We start from the raw sequence: 22,744 nt of genomic DNA, 5'->3' as shown, positions 1-22,744 counted from the left end.
GGGCCCCCGCCGCACCGGTGAGGGCCCGCCGATCGCACGGCGGCGGGCCCCGCCAACGCGGCCGGCCGCTAACCGACAAGCCCCGGTGAAGCGGCCGGGCCCGCGCGGACGATGGTGATCAGACGGTCCGTCGACTGGAGCGGGCTCGCCTGTGGATCGTCGTAGGCGAGCAGCCGGTGCCCCCGCAGCACACTCACCACCAGGTCGTCCGACTCCCGCACGCCCTTGCCGACCTCGGGCCTGGTGACGGGTCGTTCGATCAGGTCCAGGCCGCTGCCCTGCTGGATCAGGTCCTCCATCACGGTGCCCGCACTGGGGCTGAGCACCGACAGGCCCAGCAGCCGGCCCGCCGCGCTCGCGCTCGTGATGACCGCGTCAGCCCCGGACTGTCGCAGCAGCGGCGCGTTCTCCTCTTCCCGGACCGCCGCGACGATCTTCGCGCCCCGGTTGAGCTGGCGCGCCGTCAACGTCACCAGCACCGCGGTGTCGTCGCGTTGCGTGGCGATGACGATCTGCCGGGCCCTGGGCAGTTCGGCCCGCAGCAGCACATCCGAGCGGGTGGCGTCGCCGACAACGCCGGTGAACCCCTCCGCCGCCGCGACGTCGATCACCTTGGCGCTCGGGTCGACGATCACGATCTGGTCCTTGCGCAGGCCGGTGGCCAGCAGCGTCTGGAGGGCCGAGCGGCCCTTCGTGCCGAACCCGACGACGACCGTGTGGTCACGCACGTTCTTCCTCCAGCGGTTCAGCCGCCACTCTTCCCGGGTCCGCTCGGTCAGGACCTCCAGGGTGGTCCCGACCAGGATGATCAGGAACAGCACGCGCAACGGCGTGATCAGCAGGATGTTGGTCAGCCGTGCACTGACGCTGTACGGGACGATATCGCCGTAGCCGGTCGTCGAGAGCGTCACGGTCGCGTAGTAGACGCAGTCGAGGAAGTCGACCGTCTCGTTGGCGTTGTCGTGATAGCCGTCGCGGTCGAGCCACACGGTCAGCACCGTCAGGCACATCACGAAGAAGGCCACCAGCAGCCGTCGCGCCACCTGCCGCAACGGCTTCTGGACGACGCGCTTGGGCAGGGTGACCCGCCGCGCCACGAGCGCCTCGTCCGCGCGCCGGGCCATCGCGTCCTGGCCGGGCTGTTTCACGTGAAACATCCTCCCGAGGCCCAGGGCAGGTCGAGCATCTCCAACTCCTGCCCCGACCGCGCGCCGTGCGGCGGTACGACGGCCAGCGCGTCGGCGGCCGCCACACCGCGGAGCATCGCCGGACCGTGGTAGCGCAGCGGCACCGCGTGTTCCTCGGTCAGGAGCACCGGCACGAGCCGGGTGTCGTACGGGTGTCCGGGGACATCGCCCTGGACCGGAACGGCGTACCGCGGGCGCCTACGCCGACCCGCGAGCGCGCGCAACAGCGGTTCGGCGAGCGTCAGCAGTCCGGAGACCGCGGCCAGCGGATTGCCGGGCAGCCCCACCAGGTGACGGCCGTCGACCCGGTCACCGATCCGGGCCAGCAGCATCGGATGCCCGGGGCGTACGGCGACCCCGTCGATCAGCAGTTCCGCCCCGGCCCGGCTCAGGACGGGGTGGACGTGGTCGACGGGGCCCGAGGCGGTGCCGCCGGTGGTGACGATCAGATCGGCGGTGGACGTGGTGACGGCCTCGAACAGGGCCTCGGCCCCGGCCGGGTCGTCGCCGAGCCTTCGTGTGCAGGTGACTTCGGCGCCGAGCCGTTCCAGCCAGGGGCCGAGCATGGGACTGAGGGCGTCGCGGATGAGGCCGTCGTGGGGGCGGCCCTCGGTGAGCAACTCGTCGCCGAGCACCAGGATGTCCACCGTGGGCCGGGGCCGGGTCTCCAGCTCGTCGTACCCGGCGGCTGCGGCCAACCCGAGCAGGGCCGGGGTGACCAGAGAGCCCGCCGGCAGGAGCAACTCGCCGGATCGGCACTCCTGGCCGCGCGGGCGGATGTCCTGGCCGGTGACGACGGGCCGCTGCGCGTACAACTGGCCGCCGTCCTCGCGGGCGTGCTCGCTGCGGATCACGGCGGTGGTGTCCGCGGGGATACGGGCGCCGGTGGCGATCGGCACGGCCTCGCCGTCGGCGAGGGGCTCGGGCCGGTCGGAGCCGGCCAGTATCCCGGCGCCGGGCCGCACGGACCAGGGGCCGGGACCGGCGACGACCCAGCCGTCCATGGCGGAGGTGTCGAAGGAGGGCAGGTCCGTGAGGGCGTCCAGGGGCGCGGTCAGCACCTCGCCGAGGGTGTCGGCGAGCGGGACGCGGTGACTGCGGGCGCGGACGCCCGAACCGGCCCGGATGGCGGTTTCCCTGGCCCGGGCCCAAGACGCGGCGCGGTGGCCGCCGGCGGCGCGGGCCGCGTCGGGCACACCGAGGGGGCCGGACGCGCCCGGGGCGCCCGACGCGTGGGGCGAAGGATCGCGGCTCACCAGGGCTAGGGCCTCGTCCAAGGCGCGGTCTGCGTCGGTGCGAGTCATCCGGTGCCGATTTCCGTTCCGGCCGCGGGGGCCTCGTCGGCCCAGCGCAGGGCTAGGGCGGCGGCCTTGCGGGAGGCTTCGGCGACGGCCTGGGCGGGGTCCGCCCCGGTGGCCTCGGCGCGGGCCGCGGCGTACCCCACGAGAAAGGTGGTCAGCGGGGCGGCGGGCCGGTCGACGCCGTGGGCGGCGTCACGGGCGAGGTCGAGGAGGGCCTTGGTGTCGACGGGTAGGTCGATGCCCAGCTCGTTCTTGACGGCGGTGATCCATTGCTCCAGCACGGTCCCATGCTCTCTGATCCGGGCGCGGGCCGTCGCGAGATCGTCCCAGGTGTCGCAGTCGAAGGAGGCGAGTGGCGCAGCGCCGGTGACGGTGGTGAGGTCCAGTTTGGCGGTGAGGGCGCGCAGCGGCAGTCCGGCGAGGGTGCCGTGTTCGGTGGCCAGCAGGGCGATTTCGCGGCGCAGGGGCTCGGTGCGGTAGGCCGCGACGAGGGGCTGGTCGCGGCCGGCGGCGTCGCGGAGCATGACCCCGTCGGGGCCGGGCGCGTCGAGCAGGGCGCGGACGGTGTCCCGGTCCAGGAAGGGCAGGTCGGCGGAGAGCACGAGGACCCGTGCGGCCGAGGTCCGGTGGAGCCCGGCGTCCAGCGCGGCCACGGGGCCGCCTCCGGGCGGGTCCTCGCGGGTCCAGCGGACGGGGCGGGTGGTGGGGCGGCGGGTGCCGACGACGACGGTGGTGTCGGCGTCGGCGCAGGCGTCGAGGACGCGGTCGAGGAGGGTGCGTCCGCCGACGTGCAGGCCGGGTTTGTCGGCCCCGCCCAGTCGCTGCGCGGCGCCGCCGGCGAGGACGATCGCGTCGTAGCTCATACCGATGAGTATGCGGGGGGTGTGTTGCGGGCTGGTTCCGGCGTGCGCCGGGGGCGGGCCGGTCGGCCGTGAGGGCGGGGCCCGTGTCGGGTGGTGCGGCTCACCGATCGGGGCTCCGCCCCGGACCCCGCGCCTCAAGCGCCGGCGGGGTTGGGTTTGGCCGGGCTGGGTTTGGGCCCCGTGTCGGGTGGTGCGGCTCACCGATCGGGGCTCCGCCCCGGACCCCGCGCCTCAAGCGCCGGCGAGGCCGGGTTTGTGGCCGGGCTGGGTCGGGCCGGCGGTGCCCCGGCCCCGCGCTCCGGGTGGGGCGCGGGGTGGAGGGGGTTACAGGTAGGGGCCCGAGCGGATGGCGCCGTGGGGGCCTTCTTCGTCGTCCTCGTGGGACGCGCCCGGAGGGAGGGCGCGGCGCATCTGTTCCAGTTGGGCCCGCGCCGCCATCTGCTGCGCGAACAGAGCCGTCTGGATCCCGTGGAAGAGACCCTCCAGCCAGCCCACCAACTGCGCCTGCGCGATCCGGAGTTCCGCCTCCGAGGGGATCGCCTCCTCCGTGAACGGCAGGGACAGGCGCTCCAGTTCCTCGACCAACTCCGGGGCGAGGCCGTCTTCCAGTTCCTTCACCGACGCGGCATGGATGTCCTTGAGCCGGACCCGGCTCGCCTCGTCGAGAGGTGCGGCGCGTACCTCTTCCAGGAGTTGCTTGATCATGCTGCCGATCCGCATGACCTTGGCGGGCTGTTCGACCATCTCCGTCACCGGGACCTCGCGCGACTCGTCATCGGCGTCGCCGACCGCCGACCCGTCTTGTCCCACGATCAGGACGTGCGGGGGGCTGTCCTGCGACCGTTCACTCCTCGGCATCTCCATGCCGACATTCTCTCGCACACCTCCGTACTCCCACGGTGTGCCCCCGCACAGGCGTGATCCACCCTGTGCGAAGGCCCGTAATCAAACAGTGAGCTTCGCTGATCAGCCCGCCGGTCAGCCCGTCGCGCGCCGCGCCAGCGCGCCGCTCGACCTCGTCACCAACGCCGCCAGCACCGCGGCCCCCAGCGGGACCAGGACCAGCAGTCCGCCCAGCGTCTCCCACGGCACCGCGAACGGCACGTAGGCGACCTGGTCCGAGCCGGAGTGGGAGATCAGCCCTTCCAGCGCGTGCCGTTCGGTCAGCCGCAGCCCCGCGGCCGGCAACAGCCCGGCGGCGGTACCGAGGGCGACGCCCATGAGGGCCACCACCCCGCACTGGAACCCGCTCAGCGTCCGCCGCACGCGCGGCGGCGCCCCGACGGCGGCCAGCGTCTTGAGGTCGGCCCCGGCGTCGGCCTGCGCCAGGCCGGTGGCGATGCCCGCCGCCCCGATGGTGACCAGTCCCGCGAAGATCGTCAGGGCGAGGATCTCAAGACTGTCCCTGCCCTGGTAGCCCTCCTCGATCTTGACGGGGGCGTCGATGCCGATCCGGTCGATCCCGGCCGCCAGCGCCTGGCGTTGGGCGCTCGTCGGCTTCTCGGCGAGGGTGAAGTAGGTGCCGAACGGCGCCGTGCCCAGGCCCGCCGCCCGCACCGCCCCGGGTGGCAGGACCACCTCGATCCCGTATCCGGTGACCGTGTCGGGCGTCTGGTGGACCGGGAAGACCTTGTCGACTCCCTTCGGGTCGTCGCCGGCCCACGGCGTTCCCTGCTCCTGGCCGTCGTCGGTGACGACCCGCAGGGTGATCTTGTCGGCCTTGACGTTGCGCCGGTCGAACGAGACGGCCTGCCCGGACCGCAGCGCGGCGACCGCGCCCGGGTCGCTGACCCCGAGCACCGTGAGCAGGTTCTCGTCGGCCACGACCGTGTCGCGCGGCTGCATGTACTGCTGCTCCTTGCAGCGCCAGTCCTTGCGCAGGGCGCGCAGCCGTTCCGGACTGAAGTCGGACGATCCGTTCTTCGACTCGTAGAGCGGGCAGCGGTTCTCCGGCGGCTTGATGATCTCCAGCCGCCCGCAGCCCGGCTCGGTGGAGTACGCGTCACAGGACGGCTTGCCGACCACGACCCGGTCCACGTCCGCCCGTACGGCCAGGGAGAACTCCTTCGCGAGGGCCTGGCGCGCGGCGGGCACGTCCCTGGAGCGGTCGTCCTCCCGGTTCGTCAGCATGCCCGCACCGGCCGGCAGTGAGGCCACGTACTCGTGCCGGGCTTGAAGGTCCTTGCTGTGCTGGTACGTGGCCACCGCCACGGTTCCGGCCACGGCGGCGAGCACGGCCGCCACAGCCGGAGCCGTACGCCCCCGGTTGCGCACGGCGTCGCGCAGCGCGAGCCGCGGCGACAGCGGCAGCCACCGCCCGGCCCGCCCGAACAGCCCGACCAGCGTCGGTGTCAGGGCGACGACGCCCAGTTCGGCCAGGGCGCTGCCACCGGCCACGACCAGGGTGCCCATCCCGGAGAGGGCCCCGTACAGGGCGAGCGCGGCGCCCGCCGCGATGGCGACGATCCCGATGACGGGCAGCACGCGGTTGGCGCCCCGGACCCCGCGACGACCCGTCAGCGAGGCCAGGACGGTCTGCCGGGAGGCGGTGACGGCGGGGACGATCGCGGCGAGCAGGCCCGTCAGTACGGCGACCAGCGCGACGGCGGCCAGTTCCAGGGGCCGGACCTCGAACCCGCCCCAGCGCAGCCCCAGGTACTCCTCCAGCACCGGCCGGAGCCCCACGGTGAGGGCCACGCCGAGGGCGGTGCCGACGACCGCGGACGCCGCGCCGATGACCAGGCCGCCGGACAGGACGATGGCCCGGATGTGCCGCCGGTCGCCGCCGTTGGCCCCGACCAGGCCGAGTTGGCGCGCGGAACGCCGGGCACCGACGGCGAAGGCCGGACCGGCCAGCAGACAGATCTCCAGCATGGCGAGGCCCACGACCGTGGCGAGCACGGTCAGTTCGACGGCTCGCGCCGACGAGCCGTCGTAGTCGTCGGCACTGCCCTCCTTGCGTTGCTGCGCGTACAGCGGGATGTCGGAGTCCGCCGGCGGGTGGAGGCTGACGGTGCGCGAGACGGCGAGGAAGCCCTTGGCGTTGGCCGCCCGCACCATGTTCCACGTGAAACCATCACCGCCGACCTTGACGAGGAAGGTGTCGTCGACGCCCAACCCTTGCGCGCCGGCCTGCGTGAGGGCCCGGTCGAGCGGGCCGAGCAGGGTCCGGGGCGGCGCGATGATCTGTGGGGTGTTGAGCGCGGACGGGAGCTCGTACGCGCCCACGATCCGGTAGGACCGGGTCGCGCCCCGAGGGGTCAGCTCGGAGCCGACGGAGAAGCCGGACTCCTTGAGGAAGGAGTCGGTGGCGATGACCTCCCCCGCCGCGGCGGGCAGCCGGCCCCGCTTGAGGGTGAGCATCCCCTCCACGAGCGGGCTGGCCGTGTCCACCTCGCGCAGATCGGTGTCGAGCAGTCCGTGGGTGGTGCGGACCTTCGCGCTGCCGTGGCTGTCCTGAAGGGCCTGGGCACCCGGCGGGAGGAGGGACGAAACCGGAACGTTCTCGTGCTTCGCCTTCGAGGGATCGAAGTCCCGGTAGCCGCCGACGGGTTCGTACCGGTCGCCCGACGGGTTCTGGTAGACGGGCGAGCCGAAGGAGGTGGTGTTCAGACGTGCGTCGGCGCCGCCGATCTGCCGGGACAGGGTCTGCTCGGTGGAGAGTTCGGAGCTGCGCCACGTCAGGTCGACGGCGCTCACGCCGACGATCGGCAGGGCGATCATCGCGAGGACGAGGGCGCTGCGTCCCTTGGCGCGCCAGGCGTCACGGCGGGCGATGCGGACCGCCGCGACCCACCCGTGGTACCAGGACGAGGGGAAGGACGCGGTCCTTGACGACGCGCGGGACGACGGGCTGGACGACGCGCGGGACGACGGGCTCACAGGCCGCCCGCCCGCCCGGAGAGCAGCGAATCGGCCCCGCTGCGCACCGTCGAGTCCACGACGCTGCCGTCGCGCAGGAACACGACCCGGTCGGCCCAGGCGGCGAACCTCGGCTCGTGGGTGACCAGGATGCCGGCCGCACCGGCGTCACAGCGCGAGCGCAGCAACGCGAGGACGGACTCGCCGGTCTCGGAGTCGAGGGCGCCGGTGGGCTCGTCGGCGAGGACCAGACGGCGGTCGCCGACCAGGGCGCGGGCGATGGCCACGCGCTGCTGCTGGCCGCCGGACATCTCGTCGGGGAACCGGTCGGCGAGCTGCCCGAGGTTCATCTCCTCCAGCGCGGCCAGCGCCGATGCGCGCGCCTTGCGGGCGGATACCCCGTCCAGCTCGCGGGGCAGCGCCACGTTCTCGGCGGCGGTGAGGGCCGGGATCAGGTTGTAGTCCTGGAAGACGTAGCCGATGCTGCGGCGGCGCAGCGCGGCCAGTTGCCTGCGGCTCGCGGTGGTGAGGTCGGTGCCCTCGACGATGACGCGGCCGGAGCTCGGCGCGTCGAGTCCGCCGGCGAGGGTGAGCAGCGTGGACTTGCCGGAGCCGGAGGGGCCCATGACGGCGACGAGTTCGCCGGGGTGGACGGCCAAGTCGATTCCGCGCAGGGCGTGTACCTCGGTGGCGCCGCTGCCGTGTGTCCGGACGAGTTTCTCCAACTGGAGTACGGGGCGCTGCGTGTGCTGGTCGGGCATATGGGTTCCCCCCTGGAACGGTGGTTCAGCGCCGCCGCAGACGTGCGGTGCGGTGCGGGTCGGTGGTCGCCGCGGCGCCGGGGCCGCTCACGGCCGCCGCGGCGGGTGCGTCGGCGGCCGGGGTGGAGGTGGCCGGAGTGGAGGCGACCGGCGGCGGGCCGGGCTCTTCGGCGGTCGGAGCGGCCGCGTAGGAGAGCCGCACAAGCCGTGTCTCGCAGTGGTCGAGCCAGCGCGCTTCGGCCTCGGTCTGGAAGATCAGCTGTTCCAGGACGAGCAGCCAGGCCAGGTCGTCGCGTTCATGGGTCTTGCCGCTCTCGATCGCTGCGAGGGCCTGGGCTTTGAGCCGGGTGTAGTCCTGCATCGCCTGGATGGTCGCGTGCCGTTGGGACTGGATGACCGCGCGGATGTCGACGCCCGGAGCGCCGACGGCCATGGCGAGCTTGATGGACAGCTCGTCGCGCGGCGGGTTGGTGCGGTCGACGGGGCGCTCGTACCAGGCGTGCAGTTCGGCGCGTCCGCTGTCGGTGATGGCGTAGAGCGTGTGGCCGGCCGGGTCCTCGCCGCCGGGGGCGACGAGGCCGTCGCGCTCCAGCCGGGCGAGGGTCGTGTAGACCTGCCCGACGTTGAGCGGCCAGGTGGAGCCGGTGCGGGATTCGAACTCGGTACGCAGCTGGGAGCCGTACCGAGGACCCCTTTCGAGCAGTGCGAGAAGGCCGTGACGGATGGACATACTCAGTATGTAAACCGAGTATGCACCTGGCCGCAACCGCCTGAGGTCGTACGTCCTGAGAGGGACCGGCCGCCCCGCGGACCCGGCTCGTCACCCTGCCCGGTGCCTCGCGGGCCGGCGCTTCCGCGCTACCGACCCCGCCGCAGCCGCACTCCGATGAACCCCAGACCCAGCCCCATCAGGGCGAGCCCCGTCCCGAGGGGAAGCATGTGCGCGGCCAGGTCGGCGGCCCGGTCGTTCCCCCCGGTACCGAGGGCGCCGACTCCGGCGCTCGGACTCGCCACCCCGTCGGGGACGGGGCTCGTCGCGGACGAGGGCGCCCCGGACGGGGCGGTGGACGGCGCCGCGGACGGCGCCCCGGACGGCGGTCCGATCGGCGTGGTCCCGGGCGGAACGGCGGGCGGTCGCTGCGGACGCGCGGGTCGTTGGCGCGGCCGGGAGGCCACCATCGCCTCGGGGTCGGCCGGCTCGCCGACGGGCCGTCCCGGGTGCTCACGCCCCACCCCGGCCGCGCTTCCGGCCAGTTCCTCGTACGCCTCTCGGGGTACGTCATCGGGTACGTCGGCCACCGCGTCGGCGCTCGCGGAGGCGATCGGGACCCGCGCGGAAGCGGAACCCCGGCCTTGCGCGGGCGCGACGCCCAGAACCGCGACGGCGACCAGCGCGGCCCAGGCCGACCACACCGGCGCGCGGAGGCGTTGGGTCACCGGAAAGCCCCTCCCGTCCGAGCGGCGCGGGCGGCGCGAGCGCGCGGGACGGCGGTCGCTCGGGCCCGTTCACGGCTCACACTCGCACGGGGGGACAAAAGCGGCATCCCGGGCCGCCCGACAGGGTGGCCCGGGACGCGGGCCAACAGGATGGCCCGGGATGCGGGAGCGCCGGAGCGCCGTGGCGGCGGCCCGCCTCAAACGCCGGCGGGGCCGGAGTTGTTCGCCGCGCCTACTGCGGGTCGCCGGTGGACACGGTCAGCGTGTACTCCTGGTCCTTGGTCACCGCGGTCCCGGCCGGCGGGAACTGCGCCAGCACGGTGTCCTGCCCGAAGACCGCCTCGTCCTTGGTCTCGATCTTGTACTTGCCACCCGCGGCCTGGATGCACAGCTTCACCGAGCCCAGGTTCTTGTACGTGAAGTCGGGGGCCGACACCTTCGAGGCGTCCCGGAAGTCCTTGGACGGGTTCTTGCACTTCTCCGTCTCCATCGTGCGCGAGGTGTCCGGACCCTTGTGTCCCGCCTTCGCGGGACCCGACGCCGATGCCGACGCCGACGCGGAGGTGTCGGCGCCCTTCGCCTCGTCCTTGTTGCCGCCGCCCCCGTTGAGCGCCGCGATCAGTCCGCCGACGGCCAGCAGCGCAACCACGATCGCGCCGACGATCACCGGAGTGTTCGACTTCGTCGCCGTGGCCGTGCTCCCGGCCCCGCCGCCCGGGTTCGGCGAGATGGTGAACGGCGGCGGCGTCTGCGGGGCGTACTGCTGCTGCGCGTGGTGCGGGGCCGGGGTGTGCTGCTGCGGCGGGTACGCGTACCCGCCCTGCGCCGGGGGGTTCGGCGCGTAGGGGGACGGCGTCGGCTGCGGGGACTGGTACGGCTGCTGCACCGACTGCGGCGGCGTCTGGAAGGTGGAGTCCACCGGCGGGAACACCGCCGAACTCACCCCGGCGCCGCTGCCGCCCGCCGCCGCTCCGGGAACGATGACCGGCGCACCCGTCTGACCCGCCGACAGAACCCGCGCGATCTCGTCCGCCATGGCCGCGGCCGTCGGGAAACGCTCGTTCGGGTTCTTCTTCAGGGCCCGGGCCACCAGCGCGTCCATCGCCGGGGTCACGGAACGGTTCACGGAGGACGGCGCGACCGGCTCCTCCTGGACGTGCGCGTACGCGATGGCGAGCGGCGAGTCCGCGTCGAAGGGCAGCCGGCCGGTCAGCAACTGGAACAGCATGATGCCGACCGAGTACAGGTCGGAGCGGGCGTCCACCGCACGACCCAGCGCCTGCTCGGGAGACAGGTACTGCGGGGTGCCCACGACCATGCCCGTCTGCGTCATCGAGGTGACCCCCGACTGCATGGCCCGCGCGATGCCGAAGTCCATGACCTTGACCACGCCGCGCTTGGTCATCATCACGTTGCCGGGCTTGATGTCGCGGTGGACCAGCCCCATCTCGTGGCTGGTCTCCAGCGCGGCCAGCACGTCGGCCGTCACCTTCAGCGCCCGGTCGGCCGGCATCGCGCCGTACTGACTGACGTCCGCCTGGAGCACGGAGCCGAGCGGCTGCCCCTCCACGTACTCCATCACGATGTACGGCATGGGGGCGCCGTCGTCCGCGGCGGAGCCGCCGAACGTCACCGTCCCCTCGCCCGTGTCGAATACCGAGACGATGTTGGTGTGCGACAGTTTCGCTACAGCCTGCGCCTCGCGGCGGAACCGTTCGCGGAAGGAGGCTTCCCGGCCCAGTTCGCTGTGCAGGGTCTTGATGGCGACGTGTCGGTCGAGCGCCGAGTCGTAGGCGAGATAGACGGACGCCATGCCGCCCTCGCCCAGCAAGTCCCTTAGCTGGTAACGGCCACCGGACAGGGAACCGCCTGCGTACCGGCCCCGTGTGCCGTCCTGGCTCATGACTGTTGCTTCCCCTCGGGCTGTGTCCGAACGCGTCTGGCAGAGCGCATGTCGGGCCCAGTCTGCCGGAGGGCAAGCCGCAGTCAAGCCAGGTGCCCGTTCCGTGACCGGGGGGCCACGGCGTGCCATTGCCCGAACGGCGACCTGTTCCGAGGCTGTAGCGTTCGTCGGAGCACCCGAAGAGGACCCGCAGAAGTTACGGACGAGAGAGACGACGGCGAGGACTGATGGCACCCGAACCCGACGGAACCGGCGCCGGGATGGCCGAGGATCCTGAGCATTGGGGCGCAGGCGGCCTGGTGGGCGACGGCCGCTACCGCCTCACCCACCGCCTGGGACGAGGCGGTATGGCGGAGGTGTTCGCCGCCGAGGACGTCCGGCTGGGCCGCACCGTCGCCGTGAAGCTGTTGCGCGCCGACCTAGCCGAGGACCCGGTCTCCAAGGCCCGCTTCACCCGCGAGGCACAGTCGGTCGCCGGGCTCAACCACCATGCCGTCGTCGCGGTCTACGACTCGGGCGAGGACCGGGTCGGCCCGAACGTCGTCCCGTACATCGTCATGGAGCTGGTCGAAGGCCGCACCATCCGCGAACTCCTGATCAGCGCCGAGGCCCCGGGGCCCGAGCAGGCACTGATCATCGTCTCGGGGGTGTTGGAAGCGCTGGCGTACTCGCACCAGCACGGCATCGTGCACCGCGACATCAAGCCCGCGAACGTCATCATCACCAACACCGGCGCGGTGAAGGTGATGGACTTCGGCATCGCCCGCGCCCTGCACGGTGTGCAGTCGACGATGACCCAGACCGGCATGGTCATGGGCACTCCGCAGTACCTGTCGCCCGAACAGGCGCTCGGCAAGGCCGTGGACCACCGTTCGGACCTGTACGCGACCGGCTGCCTGCTCTACGAACTGCTCGCGCTGCGGCCGCCCTTCACCGGGGAGACCCCGTTGTCGGTGGTCTACCAGCACGTCCAGGACGCGCCGGTGCCGCCCTCGCAACTGCCCGACGGACACCACATCCCGCAGGAGCTCGACGGCCTGGTCATGCGCTCCTTGGCGAAGGACCCGGACGACCGGTTCCAGAGCGCCGAGGAGATGCGCGGGCTGGTCCAGTACGCACTCCGGATGCTCCAGGAGCAGGGGGCCAACTCCGGTACCTGGAACACCGGTCCGGTCACCATGGCGTTGCCGCACGGCCAGCCCGGCGGGGCCGCTCCGACGACGCAGATGCACGGTCCCGGCGGACCGCGCCCGCCGTACGGTCAGAACGCCACGACCTCCCAGTTCCAGCGGCCGATGGTGCCCCCGCTGAACCCCGACGACGGCTCGGCGTTCCCGGGCGGCGGCGGCAACGGGGGGCACGGCAACGGCGGGTACGGCAACGGCGGCTACGGCAACGGCGGCTACGACGACCGCCGCGGCAGCCGTTGGAAGATGTGGGTGTTCGCGGTGCTCGCGGTCCTCGCGATCGCCGGCGGCGTCGCCTACGCGGTCAAGACGATGGGCGGTAGCGGGGGACACACGCCGGGCACCACCCACAGCAGTTCGCCGAACGCCTCGCAGAGCTCGTCTTCCTCCTCGGACACCACGCCGTCCGCGCCGCCCTCGGACTCCTCGCAGTCGACCGACGAGGAGACCTTCAAGCCGACTCCGGGCCGCACCAAGTACACGCAGAGCACCACCCCGACGCCGTCGACGGAGCCCACGGTCTCGGAGAAGCCCACGGTCTCGGAGAAGCCGACGGTCTCGGAGAAGCCGACGGTCTCGGAGAAGCCGACGAAGTCGCCCGGGGGCGGCGGCACCGGCGGGCCGGACAACACCAACGCCGAGTAGGAACGGTCAGGCGGACGGGCCCGGCGGGAATCCCTCCCGCCGGGCCCGCCCGTCTCTGCCCTCGCGCGCGGCTCGCACGCCGGTGGAACGGGAACCGCGGTCGGGAGGCTTCGAGCCCGGGGCTCCGCGCTCCGGAGCTAGACGCGGTTCTCCGCCTGGAGGCGGGCCACGTACGCGGCCGCCTGCGAGCGGCGTTCCATGCCCAGCTTCGACAGCAGGCTGGACACATAGTTCTTGATGGTCTTCTCCGCCAGGTGCAGCCGCTCCCCGATGACGCGGTTCGTCAGGCCCTCGCCGATCAGGTCGAGGATCTTGCGCTCCTGCTCGGTGAGGTGCGCCAGCCTGTCGTCCCCCCGGCCCCGGCCCTTGTTGCCGTCGCGCAGCCGCTCCAGCACCCGGGCGGTGGCCACCGGGTCCAGCAGGGACTTGCCCGCCGCCACGTCCCGTACCGCGCTGAGCAGCTCGTTCCCGCGGATGGCCTTCAGTACGTACCCCGAGGCGCCGGCCATGATCGCGTCGAACAGGGCCTCGTCGTCCGCGAACGACGTCAACATCAGGCACTTGATGCCCTCGTCCTGCGAGCGCACCTCCCGGCACACCTCCACCCCGCTGCCGTCCGGAAGCCTCACGTCCAGGACGGCGACATCGGGGCGGGTCGCCGGGATCCGCACCAGCGCGTCGGCGGCCGAGCCCGCCTCGCCCACGATTTCGATGTCGTCTTCCACGGACAGCAGCTCATGCACTCCCCGGCGCACCACTTCGTGGTCGTCCAGGAGGAATACCTTGATTTTTCCGTTTTCGGGCACGGAGTCAGTTTCACACACTCACCCCTTCCCTGACGCTGTTACCCGGGATAACGTGCCGTTGTTCCGGCCCCCTGCAAGGCTGTGACCAGTGGTTGTTCCCGCAACCGCCGATTTACTTGGATATCCAAGCAAAATCGCAGGTCAAACGGGGTTTCGCAGTTATGCGAGGCACTGGGTAACGTGCATTGCGCAGGGCACTCGCCGGGGCACCTGTCACGCCTGAATCCCGTACCTTCCTCGCACCCACCCCGTGCGCGGGTACGCATACAGGTGAGCCGCACTGGACCCCGGAGAACCCGGGTGCCGGACCGACGGAGGAGCACACGTGACCGTGGAGAGCACTGCCGCGCGCAAGCCGCGACGCAGCAGCGGCACCAAGCGGGCGGCCGGCGCCGATAGCGCCCGCAAGACCGCCGCTGCCACCGCACAGCCGCAGGACGCCGAGCCTCAGCTCGTACAACTGCTGACGCCCGAGGGAGAACGGGTCGAGAGCGCCGACAGCGCGCGGTTCGCGCCCTACGTCGCCGACATCACCACCGAGGACCTGCGCGGGCTCTACCGCGACATGGTCCTGACCCGCCGTTTCGACGGCGAGGCGACCGCCCTGCAGCGTCAGGGCGAGCTGGGCCTGTGGGCTTCGCTCCTCGGTCAGGAAGCCGCCCAGATCGGCTCCGGCCGGGCCCTGCGCGACGACGACTACGTCTTCCCCACCTACCGTGAGCACGGTGTGGCCTGGTGCCGCGGGGTCGACCCGACGAACCTGCTCGGCATGTTCCGCGGCGTGAACCACGGCGGCTGGGACCCGAACACCAACAACTTCCACCTCTACACGATCGTCATCGGCTCCCAGACGCTGCACGCGACCGGGTACGCCATGGGCGTGGCCAAGGACGGCGCGGACTCCGCGGTCATCGCCTATTTCGGTGACGGCGCGTCCAGCCAGGGTGACGTGGCCGAGGCGTTCACCTTCTCGGCGGTGTACAACTCCCCGGTCGTGTTCTTCTGCCAGAACAACCAGTGGGCGATCTCCGAGCCCACCGAGCGCCAGATGCGCGTCCCGCTCTACCAGCGCGCCCAGGGCTTCGGCTTCCCGGGCGTCCGTGTCGACGGCAACGACGTGCTGGCCTGCCTCGCGGTCACCCGCTGGGCGCTGGAGCGGGCGCGCAACGGAGAGGGCCCGACCCTGGTCGAGGCGTTCACGTACCGCATGGGCGCGCACACCACTTCCGACGACCCGACGAAGTACCGGCGCGACGAGGAGACGGCGGCCTGGGAGGCCAAGGACCCGATCCTGCGCCTGAAGGCCCACCTCCTGGCGACGGGCGGCGCCGACGAGGCGTTCTTCGCGCAGTTGGAAGAGGAGAGCGAGACCCTGGGCAAGAGGGTGCGCGAGGTCGTGCGCGCCATGCCCGACCCGGACACCATGGCGATCTTCGAGAACGTCTACGCGGACGGGCACGCGCTCGTCGACGAGGAGCGCGCCCAGTTCGCCGCGTACCTCGCGTCCTTCGAAGGCGGGGAGTGACCACCATGGCCGTACAGAAGCTGACCATCGCGAAGGCGCTCAACGACTCGCTGCGCAAGGCCCTGGAGACGGACCCCAAGGTCCTGATCATGGGCGAGGACGTCGGCAAGCTCGGCGGCGTCTTCCGCATCACCGACGGCCTGCAGAAGGACTTCGGCGAGGAGCGGGTCATCGACACCCCGCTGGCCGAGTCCGGCATCGTCGGCACGGCGATCGGCCTGGCCCTGCGCGGGTACCGGCCGGTCGTGGAGATCCAGTTCGACGGGTTCGTCTTCCCCGCCTACGACCAGATCGTCACGCAGCTCGCGAAGATGCACGCGCGCTCGCTCGGCAAGATCAAGATGCCGGTCGTCATCCGCATCCCCTACGCGGGCGGCATCGGCGCGGTCGAGCACCACAGCGAGTCCCCGGAGACGCTGTTCGCGCACGTCCCGGGCTTGAAGGTGGTCTCGCCGTCGAACGCGAGCGACGCCTACTGGATGCTCCAGCAGGCCATCCTCAGTGACGACCCGGTGATCTTTTTCGAGCCGAAGCGGCGCTATTGGGACAAGGGCGAGGTCGACGTCGAGGCGATCCCGGACGCCCTGCACGCCGCCCGCGTGGCGCGCCCGGGTACGGACCTCACGCTGGCCGCGTACGGCCCGATGGTGAAGGTCTGCCTGGAGGCGGCGGCCGCGGCCGCCGAGGAGGGCAAGTCGGTGGAGGTCGTCGACCTGCGGTCGATGTCCCCGATCGACTTCGACGGGCTCCAGGCGTCGGTGGAGCGCACCCGCCGACTGGTGATCGTCCACGAGGCGCCGGTGTTCCTGGGAGTGGGTTCGGAGATCGCCGCTCGCATCACGGAGCGGTGCTTCTACCACCTGGAGGCGCCCGTGCTGCGCGTGGGCGGTTTCCACGCGCCGTACCCGCCGGCCCGCCTGGAGGACGAGTATCTGCCGGGCCTGGACAGGGTGCTCGACGCCGTCGACCGCTCGCTGGCGTACTGAGGAGAGCCCTGTGACGATCCGCGAATTCAAGATGCCCGACGTGGGCGAGGGCCTCACCGAGGCCGAGATCCTCAAGTGGTACGTCCAGCCGGGTGACACGGTCACCGACGGGCAGGTCGTCTGCGAGGTGGAGACGGCGAAGGCGGCCGTGGAGCTGCCGATCCCCTTCGACGGCACCGTGCACGCGCTCCTCTTCGAGGAGGGCACCACCGTCGACGTCGGCCAGGTGATCATCTCGGTGCGGACCGAGGGCGCCGCCGCCGAGGCGCCGGCGCAGGAGGTGGCGGCCCCGGCCGCCGCTCCGGCCGCCGCCGCCGAGGAGCCGGCCGCCGAGGCGCGTCAACCCGTCCTGGTCGGCTACGGCGTGTCCACCGCCTCCACGAAGCGCCGGCCGCGCAAGACCGTGGCGGCGGCGGGAGCGGGCTCGGTGGCCGCTCCGGCGGCTCCCGCCGCGCCGGTCGCCCCCGCCGTCCCCGTCCCCGCGCAGAACGGGACCGCCGCGCTGAACGGCAACGGCAACGGCAACGGCAACGGCACCGCGCTCGGCACCACCGAGCGCCCCCTCGCCAAGCCCCCGGTCCGCAAGCTCGCCAAGGACCTCGGCATCGACCTGGCCTCGGTGGTCCCCACCGGTGAGGGCGGCGTCGTGACCCGCGAGGACGTGCACGCCGCCGCGTCGGCCGTCCTCGCCCCGCAGGCCGCCCCGGCCCAGGCGCAGGCCGCTCCGGCCGCCGCCCCGGTCCAGGCCCCGGCCGCCGCGGAGGCAGCCGGCACGGTTGCGACCGAGACGACGGCGCGCGAGACCCGTATCCCGGTCAAGGGCGTCCGCAAGGTCACCGCCCAGGCGATGGTCAACTCCGCCTTCACCGCCCCGCACGTCACCGAGTTCATCACCCTCGACGTGACGCGCACGATGAAGCTGGTCCAGCAGCTCAAGGACGACCCGGACCTCGCCGGTCTGCGGATCAACCCGCTGCTGCTCATCGCCAAGGCCGTCCTGGTGGCCATCCGCCGCAACCCGGACGTCAACGCGTCCTGGGACGAGGCGGCCCAGGAGATCGTGCTCAAGCACTACGTCAACCTCGGCATCGCGGCGGCCACCCCGCGCGGCCTGATCGTCCCGAACATCAAGGACGCCCACGCCAAGACGCTGCCCGAGCTCTCAGAGGCCCTGTCCTCGCTGGTCGCCACGGCCCGCGACGGCAAGACCTCCCCGGCCGACATGCAGAACGGCACGATCACCATCACCAACGTCGGCGTCTTCGGCGTCGACACCGGTACGCCCATCCTGAACCCCGGCGAGTCGGCGATCCTCGCGGTCGGCGCGATCAAGCTCCAGCCGTGGGTGCACAAGGGCAAGGTCAAGCCGCGCCAGGTCACCACGCTGGCGCTGTCCTTCGACCACCGGCTGATCGACGGCGAGCTCGGCTCCCGCTTCCTGGCCGACATCGCGGCGGTCCTGGAACACCCCCGCCGTCTCGTCACCTGGTCGTAACGGGACAGGACGAACGCGGCGCCGGTGGCCGGTCTCCCCTGGGGAGCCCGGCCACCGGCCGTTCCGCCCCGGGATCCGTGGATCCGGGCCGGAAAACCCCTGGCCCGGGACGTTCGGCCGGGTGATCATCGGCGGATGCTCTTCCGCGCTGCCACCGCAGACCCCGCCGACATCGACCGCGCCCTCGCGTATCCCGCCGACGGGCCCGTCGAAGCCCTCCCCGCCGACCGCGTCCGCGAGGAACTGGCAGCGGGGCGGCTGCGTCCCGAGTGGACCTGGTTCGCCGAGGACGAGGACGGCGAGATCCTCGCCCGCGCCCTGTGGTGGGGCCGCGAAGACAGCGAACGGCCCATCGCCCTCGACTGCCTCCAGGTCCGGGCCGGCATCGCCGATCCGGCGGCCGTCGCCGCCCGCCTGCTCACCGCCGGACACGCGGCGTTCGGGAACCTCCCCGACTACAACGCCTCGCTGCCGTGCGACTGGCGTGCCCGCCCCGACATCGCCGGGGCCGTCGCCTGGCGCCGGGAGGCGGCGTACAGGGCCGGTCTGACGAGAGCGATCGAGCGACTGCGCTACGAGTGGACGCCGGCCGCCGGGACCGTGGAGCCCACCGGACGGCTGCGCTTCCGCGAGGGCACGGACGAGGAGTTCGTCGAAGCGTTCGCCCGGGTGTCGGCAGGCAGCCTGGACCTGCACACACAGACCGAACTGCGCTCCATGGACGCCACCCGACTCGCCCGTGAGGACGTCGCGTTCTACCGTGACTGTCCCGGTGAACGCTCCTGGTGGCGCCTGGCGGAGCTGCCCGACGGCACCCTCGCCGGCCTGTCCGTTCCCTCCGCGACCCCCTACCACCGCAACGTCGGTTACCTCGGAGTCGTGCCGGAACAGCGCGGCAAGGGCCTGATTGACGAGATCCTGGCGGAGATCACCCGGTTCCACGCGGGCCAGGGCGCCCAACGCATCACCGCGACGACGGACACGGTCAACGCCCCGATGGCCGCCGCGTTCGATCGCGCCGGTTACGAGGTCACGGAGATCCGCCTGGTCCTGGAAGGGCCGTCGCGGGCCTGAGCGCGGGGCGATAGCCTCCGGGCCGGAGGAAGGCCGAGGCGGCTGAGGCGGCCGAGGAAGCCGGCGAGGCCGGGGAAGGCCGGAGGAAGGGGGACGGGTGCCGATCGCCGAGTTGCAGGTGTACTCCGTCGAGGAGGCCGACGTCACCGGCGGGGTGTGCGTCGTCCGCGTCATCGGCGGCGTCGCCCGGGCCGGCCAGGTGTACACCGCCGGGGGCCTCAGGCTCGGCCTGGCCCGCATCGAGGCGTGGGGAGCGCCGCGGGACTTCGTGGACCCTCCGCACGCGGCGCGGGTCCACCTCACCGGGCCCATGGTCGCGCTCCTGTCCCGGGGACAGGTGCTGACCTGCGTACCGCCCGCCGGGCACGCGCTGGCCGACCTGGAGGCATGGCTGGCCACCGACCCGCCGCTGTGCGAGGAGCCGCACCCGGGGCCCCTGCGCGCCTTGGCCGTGGCCCGTACGCACGACGAAACGCTGTCCGACGCGGAACGGTTGCGCTGGGGCCGGGTGGCGCTCGCCGCCGTGGCCCGGGGGGACTACGCGGACGACGCGGCACGCGGGGTCGAGCGGGCGGCCGTACGGGGCTACCTCATCGAGCGGTTCGGGCCCGGCCGGGGCGGCGACCCCGCCGAGCTGTGCCGGGAGGTGCTGGCGCTGATCGACCTGACCCCCGCGCGGGCGGCGGCCGAGGCCGACGTCTGGCGGGACCTCCCCCGGGACCGCATCCTCGGCCTGCGCCGGATCAAGAACCTGCTGCCCTGGATGGCCCTGGTCCGGGCCCACCTGGCGGCTGACGACCCCCTCCGCGCGGCCGTCGACGCCTGGACCACCGTCGCCCCACGGCTCCCCTGAGCCCCCGCCGCGACCCGCGGTCGCCGCTTCCTAGCCGGCCTTGGCGGCGTTGCCGAGCACGTTCGTGGGGGTGATGCGCAGGACCACCCGTACGTTCTCGGCGGGCGCGTCCGCGTACTCCCGGCCGGCGCCCGGCCCCATGTACTCCTCGGCGATCCGGACGGCGACCGCCCGGCCCGTGTCCTCGGTGACCGAGGCGGTGCCGCGGATCTCCGCGTAGAGGAACGGGTTGGTCAGGTCGAAGACGGTCAGGCCGACCCGCGCGTCGCGCACGATGTTCCGCTCCTTACGGCGCCCCTGCTCGGTGGAGACCAGCAGTTCGTCGCCGTCACGGGTCACCCAGACCACAGAACTCTGCGGCCCGCCATCGGGGTTGAGCGTCGTCAGGACGGCCGGGTGCGGCGCGTCCAGCAGCTTGCGTACGGTGTCGTTCAGCTCCACAGTCATACCGGGCAGGCTAGTCGGGGCCGTGCGGCCCCGCGTCGGGTTTCCGCGCCCGCGGTGTGATTACCCGAGGTTCGGGGAGTCACCCCAGGCGAGATTGCGCCAGGGGCTGCCCGGGTCGCTCGTCAGCTCGCGGTGCGCGGTCGCCATCTCCTGGTACCACGGCCCGAATTCCTCCTCGTCGAACTGCATGCAGCGCCCGAGGACGAAACCCGCCGACAGCTCCTCCCAGGACCGGTACGCGAGCCGGCACGCCTTCCCCGCCCGCACGACGGCGTCCTCGGCCTCCGCGAGCGTCCCGAAACGGGCGCCGACGCCCCAGCGGGCCATCTGGGAGGCGCGGCCGTAGTCCCACGCCTCCACCGACCGCACGTACGCGCCCTCGCCGAGCACCCCGTCCGCACGGAACCGCTGCTCGTAGCGGGTGATGCGGCCGATGACCCGCTGCACGCCCGCGATCTCGCCCTCCACCTCGGCGGTCGGGCGCGGCTGCGCCACCGTGACCCCGTCGGGCGTCAGCCGGGGCTCGGCGGCCCGCTCGGCGTTGGCGCGCAGGGTCGCATCGGTGGCGTGCCGCCAGTGCTCGGTGTCCACGGGACCGGCGAACTCCTGTGCCAGCGCCTGGCGGACGCGGAGCGCGAACTCCCAGACGGGGCTGACCATATCGGCCCCCAGCAGACGCTCGGTGGTGACCAGCCACTCCTCGCGGGTGGTGACGCCCCAACTGTCGCGGAGCTTGTCGCGCTCCTTCGTGTAGCCCTGGCCGTGGTAGGCGAGGGCGTTCCAGAACATGCCGTTGCGTACGGAGAGGTGTGCGCCGCAGGCCAGCCCGAAGGCGGCGGGGCCGTGCAGGGGTCCGCCGACGTGGAGGGCGTGGACCTTGTGCCGTTCCAGGCCCGGGTAGCGCGGCCGGCGGCCGTCGTGCAGGGCCCACGTCGCGCGGTGCGCGGGGGTGGCGGGCAGAAGCGTCTCGAAGGGCGTCCCCGGGTTCACCGCCAGGTACGCGGGCCCGTCGGACGGGTAACTCTCGCAGAACCAGCGGAGGTCGACGCTCTCGAAGACCAGGTCGGGGGAGGGCGCGGGCAGCATCCCCTCGGTGAAGACCACGTACGCGTCGGCGCGCATCCGGGGCAGGTGGACGCGTCGACGGCGTATTCGGGTGGGGTGGGCGTCCTGGAAGGACCGCTCCTGCGGGACGAAGAGGTCCGCGAGGGCGAGGGCGTCGAAGAACGCCGGCCAGTTTCCGGCGGTCTTGGCCTCTTCCAGCTCTCGTTCTACGGCGCTCGGCGCGGTCCACGTCCCCATGGGGCGACCCTATCCGGGCGGTCGGACGGCGGTGCGTCCCGTGCCACCGGCGTGCGAACGGCCCGTCCACGGCGGGTGCTCCGGCAGTCGTGGACGGGGACCGGCCGGTCGCGCCGACCCGACGCCACGGCCGACTGGTCACGCTGGGTGATGGTGGCGCGTCCGTATGGGTCGCGCCCGGGGGTGAAGCGGTTTGGGCAGGTCAGGTGGGGGTTTTACGCCGTTGCGCGGCGTGTCGGGAGCACTGGAGGGGCGTCTCCGGTTGCGGGCGGTGACCGGCTGACGGTCAGTGGTATGGGGCATCTCCACCGCCCTGCGTCATCCCGAACCGAACGATCAGTGACATCTCTGAACAGGAGCGAGCCGTTGCACCGCATCACCCGCTACTCCATCCCCGCAGCCCTCTGCGTGACCCTGCTGACTGCCTCCCCCGGCATCGCGGCGGCCGTGTCCACGCCGCAGCGATCGACCTTCGCCGCCGAGCAGTCCGTTCCCGGCAGTGAGGCGCTGCTCGCGCAGGTCCAGTCGCTCGGCGCCGCCGCCGAAGTGCTCGAACCCGTCACGGACCTGGTCAAGGCGGTACTGAAGTCGCCGAACGGGAAGGTCTCCGAGGCCGACCTGGCCGCCGTCAAGACGAAGCTGGAGCCCGCGTTCGCGGAGCTGCGGCAGAGCCTGCCCGCTTCGGCGGCGCCGCTGCCGGCTCCCGTGCCGGCGAACCCGGCGGTGGCGAAGCCGGCGGTCGCGCACCAGGCGCACCAGGCGGTCGCGAAGCCCGCCGACCCGCCCGCCGACCCGCCGGCCGACCCGGTGGCCAAGCCGCCGGCCGCCCAGCCCGCGAAGCCCGCCGACCCGGTCGCGCAGCCCCCGGCGGCCCAGCCCGCGAAGCCCGCCGACCCGGCTGCGAAGCCGCCCGTCGCGGTGCCCGCGAAGCCGGCGGACCCGGTGGCCAAGCCGCCGGTCGCGCAGCCGGCGCAGCCCCCGGTCGCGCAGCCCGCGAAGCCCGCCGACCCGGCCGTGAAGCCGCCCGTCGCGGTGCCCGCGAAGCCGGCGGACCCGGTGGCCAAGCCGCCGGTCGCGCAGCCGGCGCAGCCCCCGGTCGCGCAGCCCGCGA

Annotated in this window: 19 protein-coding genes; 7 read left to right on the top strand and 12 right to left on the bottom strand. The window is 72.9% G+C overall.

From position 1 onward, the window contains the following. Positions 1 to 68: 68 nt before the first annotated feature. The 9 genes from ABZ934_RS15185 to ABZ934_RS15145 all read right to left on the bottom strand — a co-directional run bounded on the left by ABZ934_RS15185 (position 69) and on the right by ABZ934_RS15145 (position 11,313). On the bottom strand, positions 69 to 1,157 hold the full coding sequence (locus ABZ934_RS15185) for a potassium channel family protein (protein WP_361312774.1): 1,089 nt from the start codon (positions 1,155 to 1,157) through the stop codon (positions 69 to 71). Beyond that, complete coding sequence (locus ABZ934_RS15180; RefSeq protein WP_361312772.1) at positions 1,145 to 2,491, bottom strand: molybdopterin molybdotransferase MoeA; 1,347 nt, start codon at positions 2,489 to 2,491, stop codon at positions 1,145 to 1,147. The genes ABZ934_RS15185 and ABZ934_RS15180 overlap by 13 nt, the downstream gene beginning before the upstream one ends. Next, positions 2,488 to 3,351 (bottom strand): NTP transferase domain-containing protein, encoded by an 864-nt coding sequence (locus tag ABZ934_RS15175; RefSeq protein WP_361312770.1) that lies wholly within the window; start codon positions 3,349 to 3,351, stop codon positions 2,488 to 2,490. Before ABZ934_RS15175 ends, ABZ934_RS15180 begins: the two co-directional genes overlap by 4 nt. Positions 3,352 to 3,675: 324 nt before the next feature. Further along, positions 3,676 to 4,215, bottom strand: a complete 540-nt coding sequence (locus tag ABZ934_RS15170; RefSeq protein ID WP_361312768.1) for a bacterial proteasome activator family protein — start codon at positions 4,213 to 4,215, stop codon at positions 3,676 to 3,678. 114 nt (positions 4,216 to 4,329) lie between these two features. Further along, entirely contained in the window at positions 4,330 to 7,074 is a 2,745-nt protein-coding gene (locus ABZ934_RS15165; protein WP_361312973.1) for an ABC transporter permease, read from the bottom strand. Between the two features lie 155 nt (positions 7,075 to 7,229). Continuing rightward, a complete protein-coding gene (locus ABZ934_RS15160) occupies positions 7,230 to 7,973 on the bottom strand; it encodes an ABC transporter ATP-binding protein (protein WP_361312766.1) in 744 nt (247 codons plus the stop codon). A 25-nt stretch (positions 7,974 to 7,998) separates the two neighbouring features. Continuing rightward, entirely contained in the window at positions 7,999 to 8,703 is a 705-nt protein-coding gene (locus ABZ934_RS15155) for a PadR family transcriptional regulator (RefSeq protein ID WP_361312765.1), read from the bottom strand. 128 nt (positions 8,704 to 8,831) lie between these two features. Beyond that, complete coding sequence (locus ABZ934_RS15150; RefSeq protein WP_361312763.1) at positions 8,832 to 9,410, bottom strand: hypothetical protein; 579 nt, start codon at positions 9,408 to 9,410, stop codon at positions 8,832 to 8,834. A gap of 232 nt (positions 9,411 to 9,642) precedes the next feature. Continuing rightward, positions 9,643 to 11,313 carry a protein kinase gene (locus tag ABZ934_RS15145; RefSeq protein WP_361312761.1) on the bottom strand — a complete coding sequence of 557 codons (1,671 nt, stop codon included), beginning with the start codon at positions 11,311 to 11,313 and terminating at the stop codon, positions 9,643 to 9,645. A gap of 227 nt (positions 11,314 to 11,540) precedes the next feature. Here ABZ934_RS15145 and ABZ934_RS15140 point away from each other — a divergent pair, with 227 nt between their 5' ends. Next, entirely contained in the window at positions 11,541 to 13,145 is a 1,605-nt protein-coding gene (locus tag ABZ934_RS15140) for a protein kinase (RefSeq protein ID WP_361312759.1), read from the top strand. 137 nt (positions 13,146 to 13,282) lie between these two features. Here the strand turns inward: ABZ934_RS15140 and ABZ934_RS15135 are convergent, their stop codons facing one another. Further along, positions 13,283 to 13,951, bottom strand: coding sequence for a response regulator transcription factor (locus tag ABZ934_RS15135; protein ID WP_361312757.1), 669 nt, complete (start codon positions 13,949 to 13,951; stop codon positions 13,283 to 13,285). 325 nt (positions 13,952 to 14,276) lie between these two features. On the opposite strand from ABZ934_RS15135, the gene pdhA reads away from it, so the two are divergent. The 5 genes from pdhA to ABZ934_RS15110 all read left to right on the top strand — a co-directional run bounded on the left by pdhA (position 14,277) and on the right by ABZ934_RS15110 (position 19,884). After that, positions 14,277 to 15,476 carry a pyruvate dehydrogenase (acetyl-transferring) E1 component subunit alpha gene (pdhA, locus tag ABZ934_RS15130; RefSeq protein WP_361312755.1) on the top strand — a complete coding sequence of 400 codons (1,200 nt, stop codon included), beginning with the start codon at positions 14,277 to 14,279 and terminating at the stop codon, positions 15,474 to 15,476. A gap of 5 nt (positions 15,477 to 15,481) precedes the next feature. Next, positions 15,482 to 16,462 carry an alpha-ketoacid dehydrogenase subunit beta gene (locus ABZ934_RS15125; RefSeq protein WP_361312753.1) on the top strand — a complete coding sequence of 327 codons (981 nt, stop codon included), beginning with the start codon at positions 15,482 to 15,484 and terminating at the stop codon, positions 16,460 to 16,462. Between the two features lie 31 nt (positions 16,463 to 16,493). After that, the gene (locus ABZ934_RS15120; protein ID WP_361312971.1) at positions 16,494 to 17,957 is read left to right on the top strand and encodes a dihydrolipoamide acetyltransferase family protein; all 1,464 of its coding nucleotides are present in this window, start codon (positions 16,494 to 16,496) and stop codon (positions 17,955 to 17,957) included. A 135-nt stretch (positions 17,958 to 18,092) separates the two neighbouring features. Next, a complete protein-coding gene (locus tag ABZ934_RS15115; protein ID WP_361312751.1) occupies positions 18,093 to 19,031 on the top strand; it encodes a GNAT family protein in 939 nt (312 codons plus the stop codon). Positions 19,032 to 19,128: 97 nt separating this feature from the next. After that, the gene (locus ABZ934_RS15110) at positions 19,129 to 19,884 is read left to right on the top strand and encodes a hypothetical protein (protein ID WP_361312749.1); all 756 of its coding nucleotides are present in this window, start codon (positions 19,129 to 19,131) and stop codon (positions 19,882 to 19,884) included. 30 nt (positions 19,885 to 19,914) lie between these two features. Here the strand turns inward: ABZ934_RS15110 and ABZ934_RS15105 are convergent, their stop codons facing one another. Together ABZ934_RS15105 and ABZ934_RS15100 are read right to left on the bottom strand one after the other, a co-directional pair. Continuing rightward, positions 19,915 to 20,331, bottom strand: a complete 417-nt coding sequence (locus ABZ934_RS15105; protein ID WP_361312748.1) for a PPOX class F420-dependent oxidoreductase — start codon at positions 20,329 to 20,331, stop codon at positions 19,915 to 19,917. 60 nt (positions 20,332 to 20,391) lie between these two features. Next, complete coding sequence (locus ABZ934_RS15100) at positions 20,392 to 21,633, bottom strand: DUF1266 domain-containing protein (RefSeq protein ID WP_361312747.1); 1,242 nt, start codon at positions 21,631 to 21,633, stop codon at positions 20,392 to 20,394. Positions 21,634 to 21,999: 366 nt separating this feature from the next. Here ABZ934_RS15100 and ABZ934_RS15095 point away from each other — a divergent pair. Then, the coding region (locus tag ABZ934_RS15095) for a hypothetical protein (protein WP_361312745.1) at positions 22,000 to 22,744 on the top strand (745 nt) is incomplete at its 3' end.

It is taken from the genome of Streptomyces sp. NPDC046557, assembly GCF_040645975.1.
Lineage (GTDB): Bacteria > Actinomycetota > Actinomycetes > Streptomycetales > Streptomycetaceae > Streptomyces.
This window is presented reverse-complemented; position numbering and strand designations above follow the sequence as displayed.

What these genes read in the sequence shown, in the direction of transcription:
- ABZ934_RS15160 (WP_361312766.1), bottom strand. Translation starts at nt 7,973, where the DNA reads ATGCCCGACCAGCACACGCAGCGCCCCGTACTCCAGTTGGAGAAACTC.
- ABZ934_RS15120 (WP_361312971.1), top strand. Translation starts at nt 16,494, where the DNA reads ATGCCCGACGTGGGCGAGGGCCTCACCGAGGCCGAGATCCTCAAGTGG.
- ABZ934_RS15115 (WP_361312751.1), top strand. Translation starts at nt 18,093, where the DNA reads ATGCTCTTCCGCGCTGCCACCGCAGACCCCGCCGACATCGACCGCGCC.
- ABZ934_RS15175 (WP_361312770.1), bottom strand. Translation starts at nt 3,351, where the DNA reads ATGAGCTACGACGCGATCGTCCTCGCCGGCGGCGCCGCGCAGCGACTG.
- ABZ934_RS15155 (WP_361312765.1), bottom strand. Translation starts at nt 8,703, where the DNA reads ATGTCCATCCGTCACGGCCTTCTCGCACTGCTCGAAAGGGGTCCTCGG.
- ABZ934_RS15170 (WP_361312768.1), bottom strand. Translation starts at nt 4,215, where the DNA reads ATGGAGATGCCGAGGAGTGAACGGTCGCAGGACAGCCCCCCGCACGTC.
- ABZ934_RS15180 (WP_361312772.1), bottom strand. Translation starts at nt 2,491, where the DNA reads ATGACTCGCACCGACGCAGACCGCGCCTTGGACGAGGCCCTAGCCCTG.
- ABZ934_RS15140 (WP_361312759.1), top strand. Translation starts at nt 11,541, where the DNA reads ATGGCACCCGAACCCGACGGAACCGGCGCCGGGATGGCCGAGGATCCT.
- ABZ934_RS15185 (WP_361312774.1), bottom strand. Translation starts at nt 1,157, where the DNA reads ATGTTTCACGTGAAACAGCCCGGCCAGGACGCGATGGCCCGGCGCGCG.
- ABZ934_RS15125 (WP_361312753.1), top strand. Translation starts at nt 15,482, where the DNA reads ATGGCCGTACAGAAGCTGACCATCGCGAAGGCGCTCAACGACTCGCTG.
- ABZ934_RS15105 (WP_361312748.1), bottom strand. Translation starts at nt 20,331, where the DNA reads ATGACTGTGGAGCTGAACGACACCGTACGCAAGCTGCTGGACGCGCCG.
- ABZ934_RS15145 (WP_361312761.1), bottom strand. Translation starts at nt 11,313, where the DNA reads ATGAGCCAGGACGGCACACGGGGCCGGTACGCAGGCGGTTCCCTGTCC.
- ABZ934_RS15165 (WP_361312973.1), bottom strand. Translation starts at nt 7,074, where the DNA reads ATGATCGCCCTGCCGATCGTCGGCGTGAGCGCCGTCGACCTGACGTGG.
- ABZ934_RS15100 (WP_361312747.1), bottom strand. Translation starts at nt 21,633, where the DNA reads ATGGGGACGTGGACCGCGCCGAGCGCCGTAGAACGAGAGCTGGAAGAG.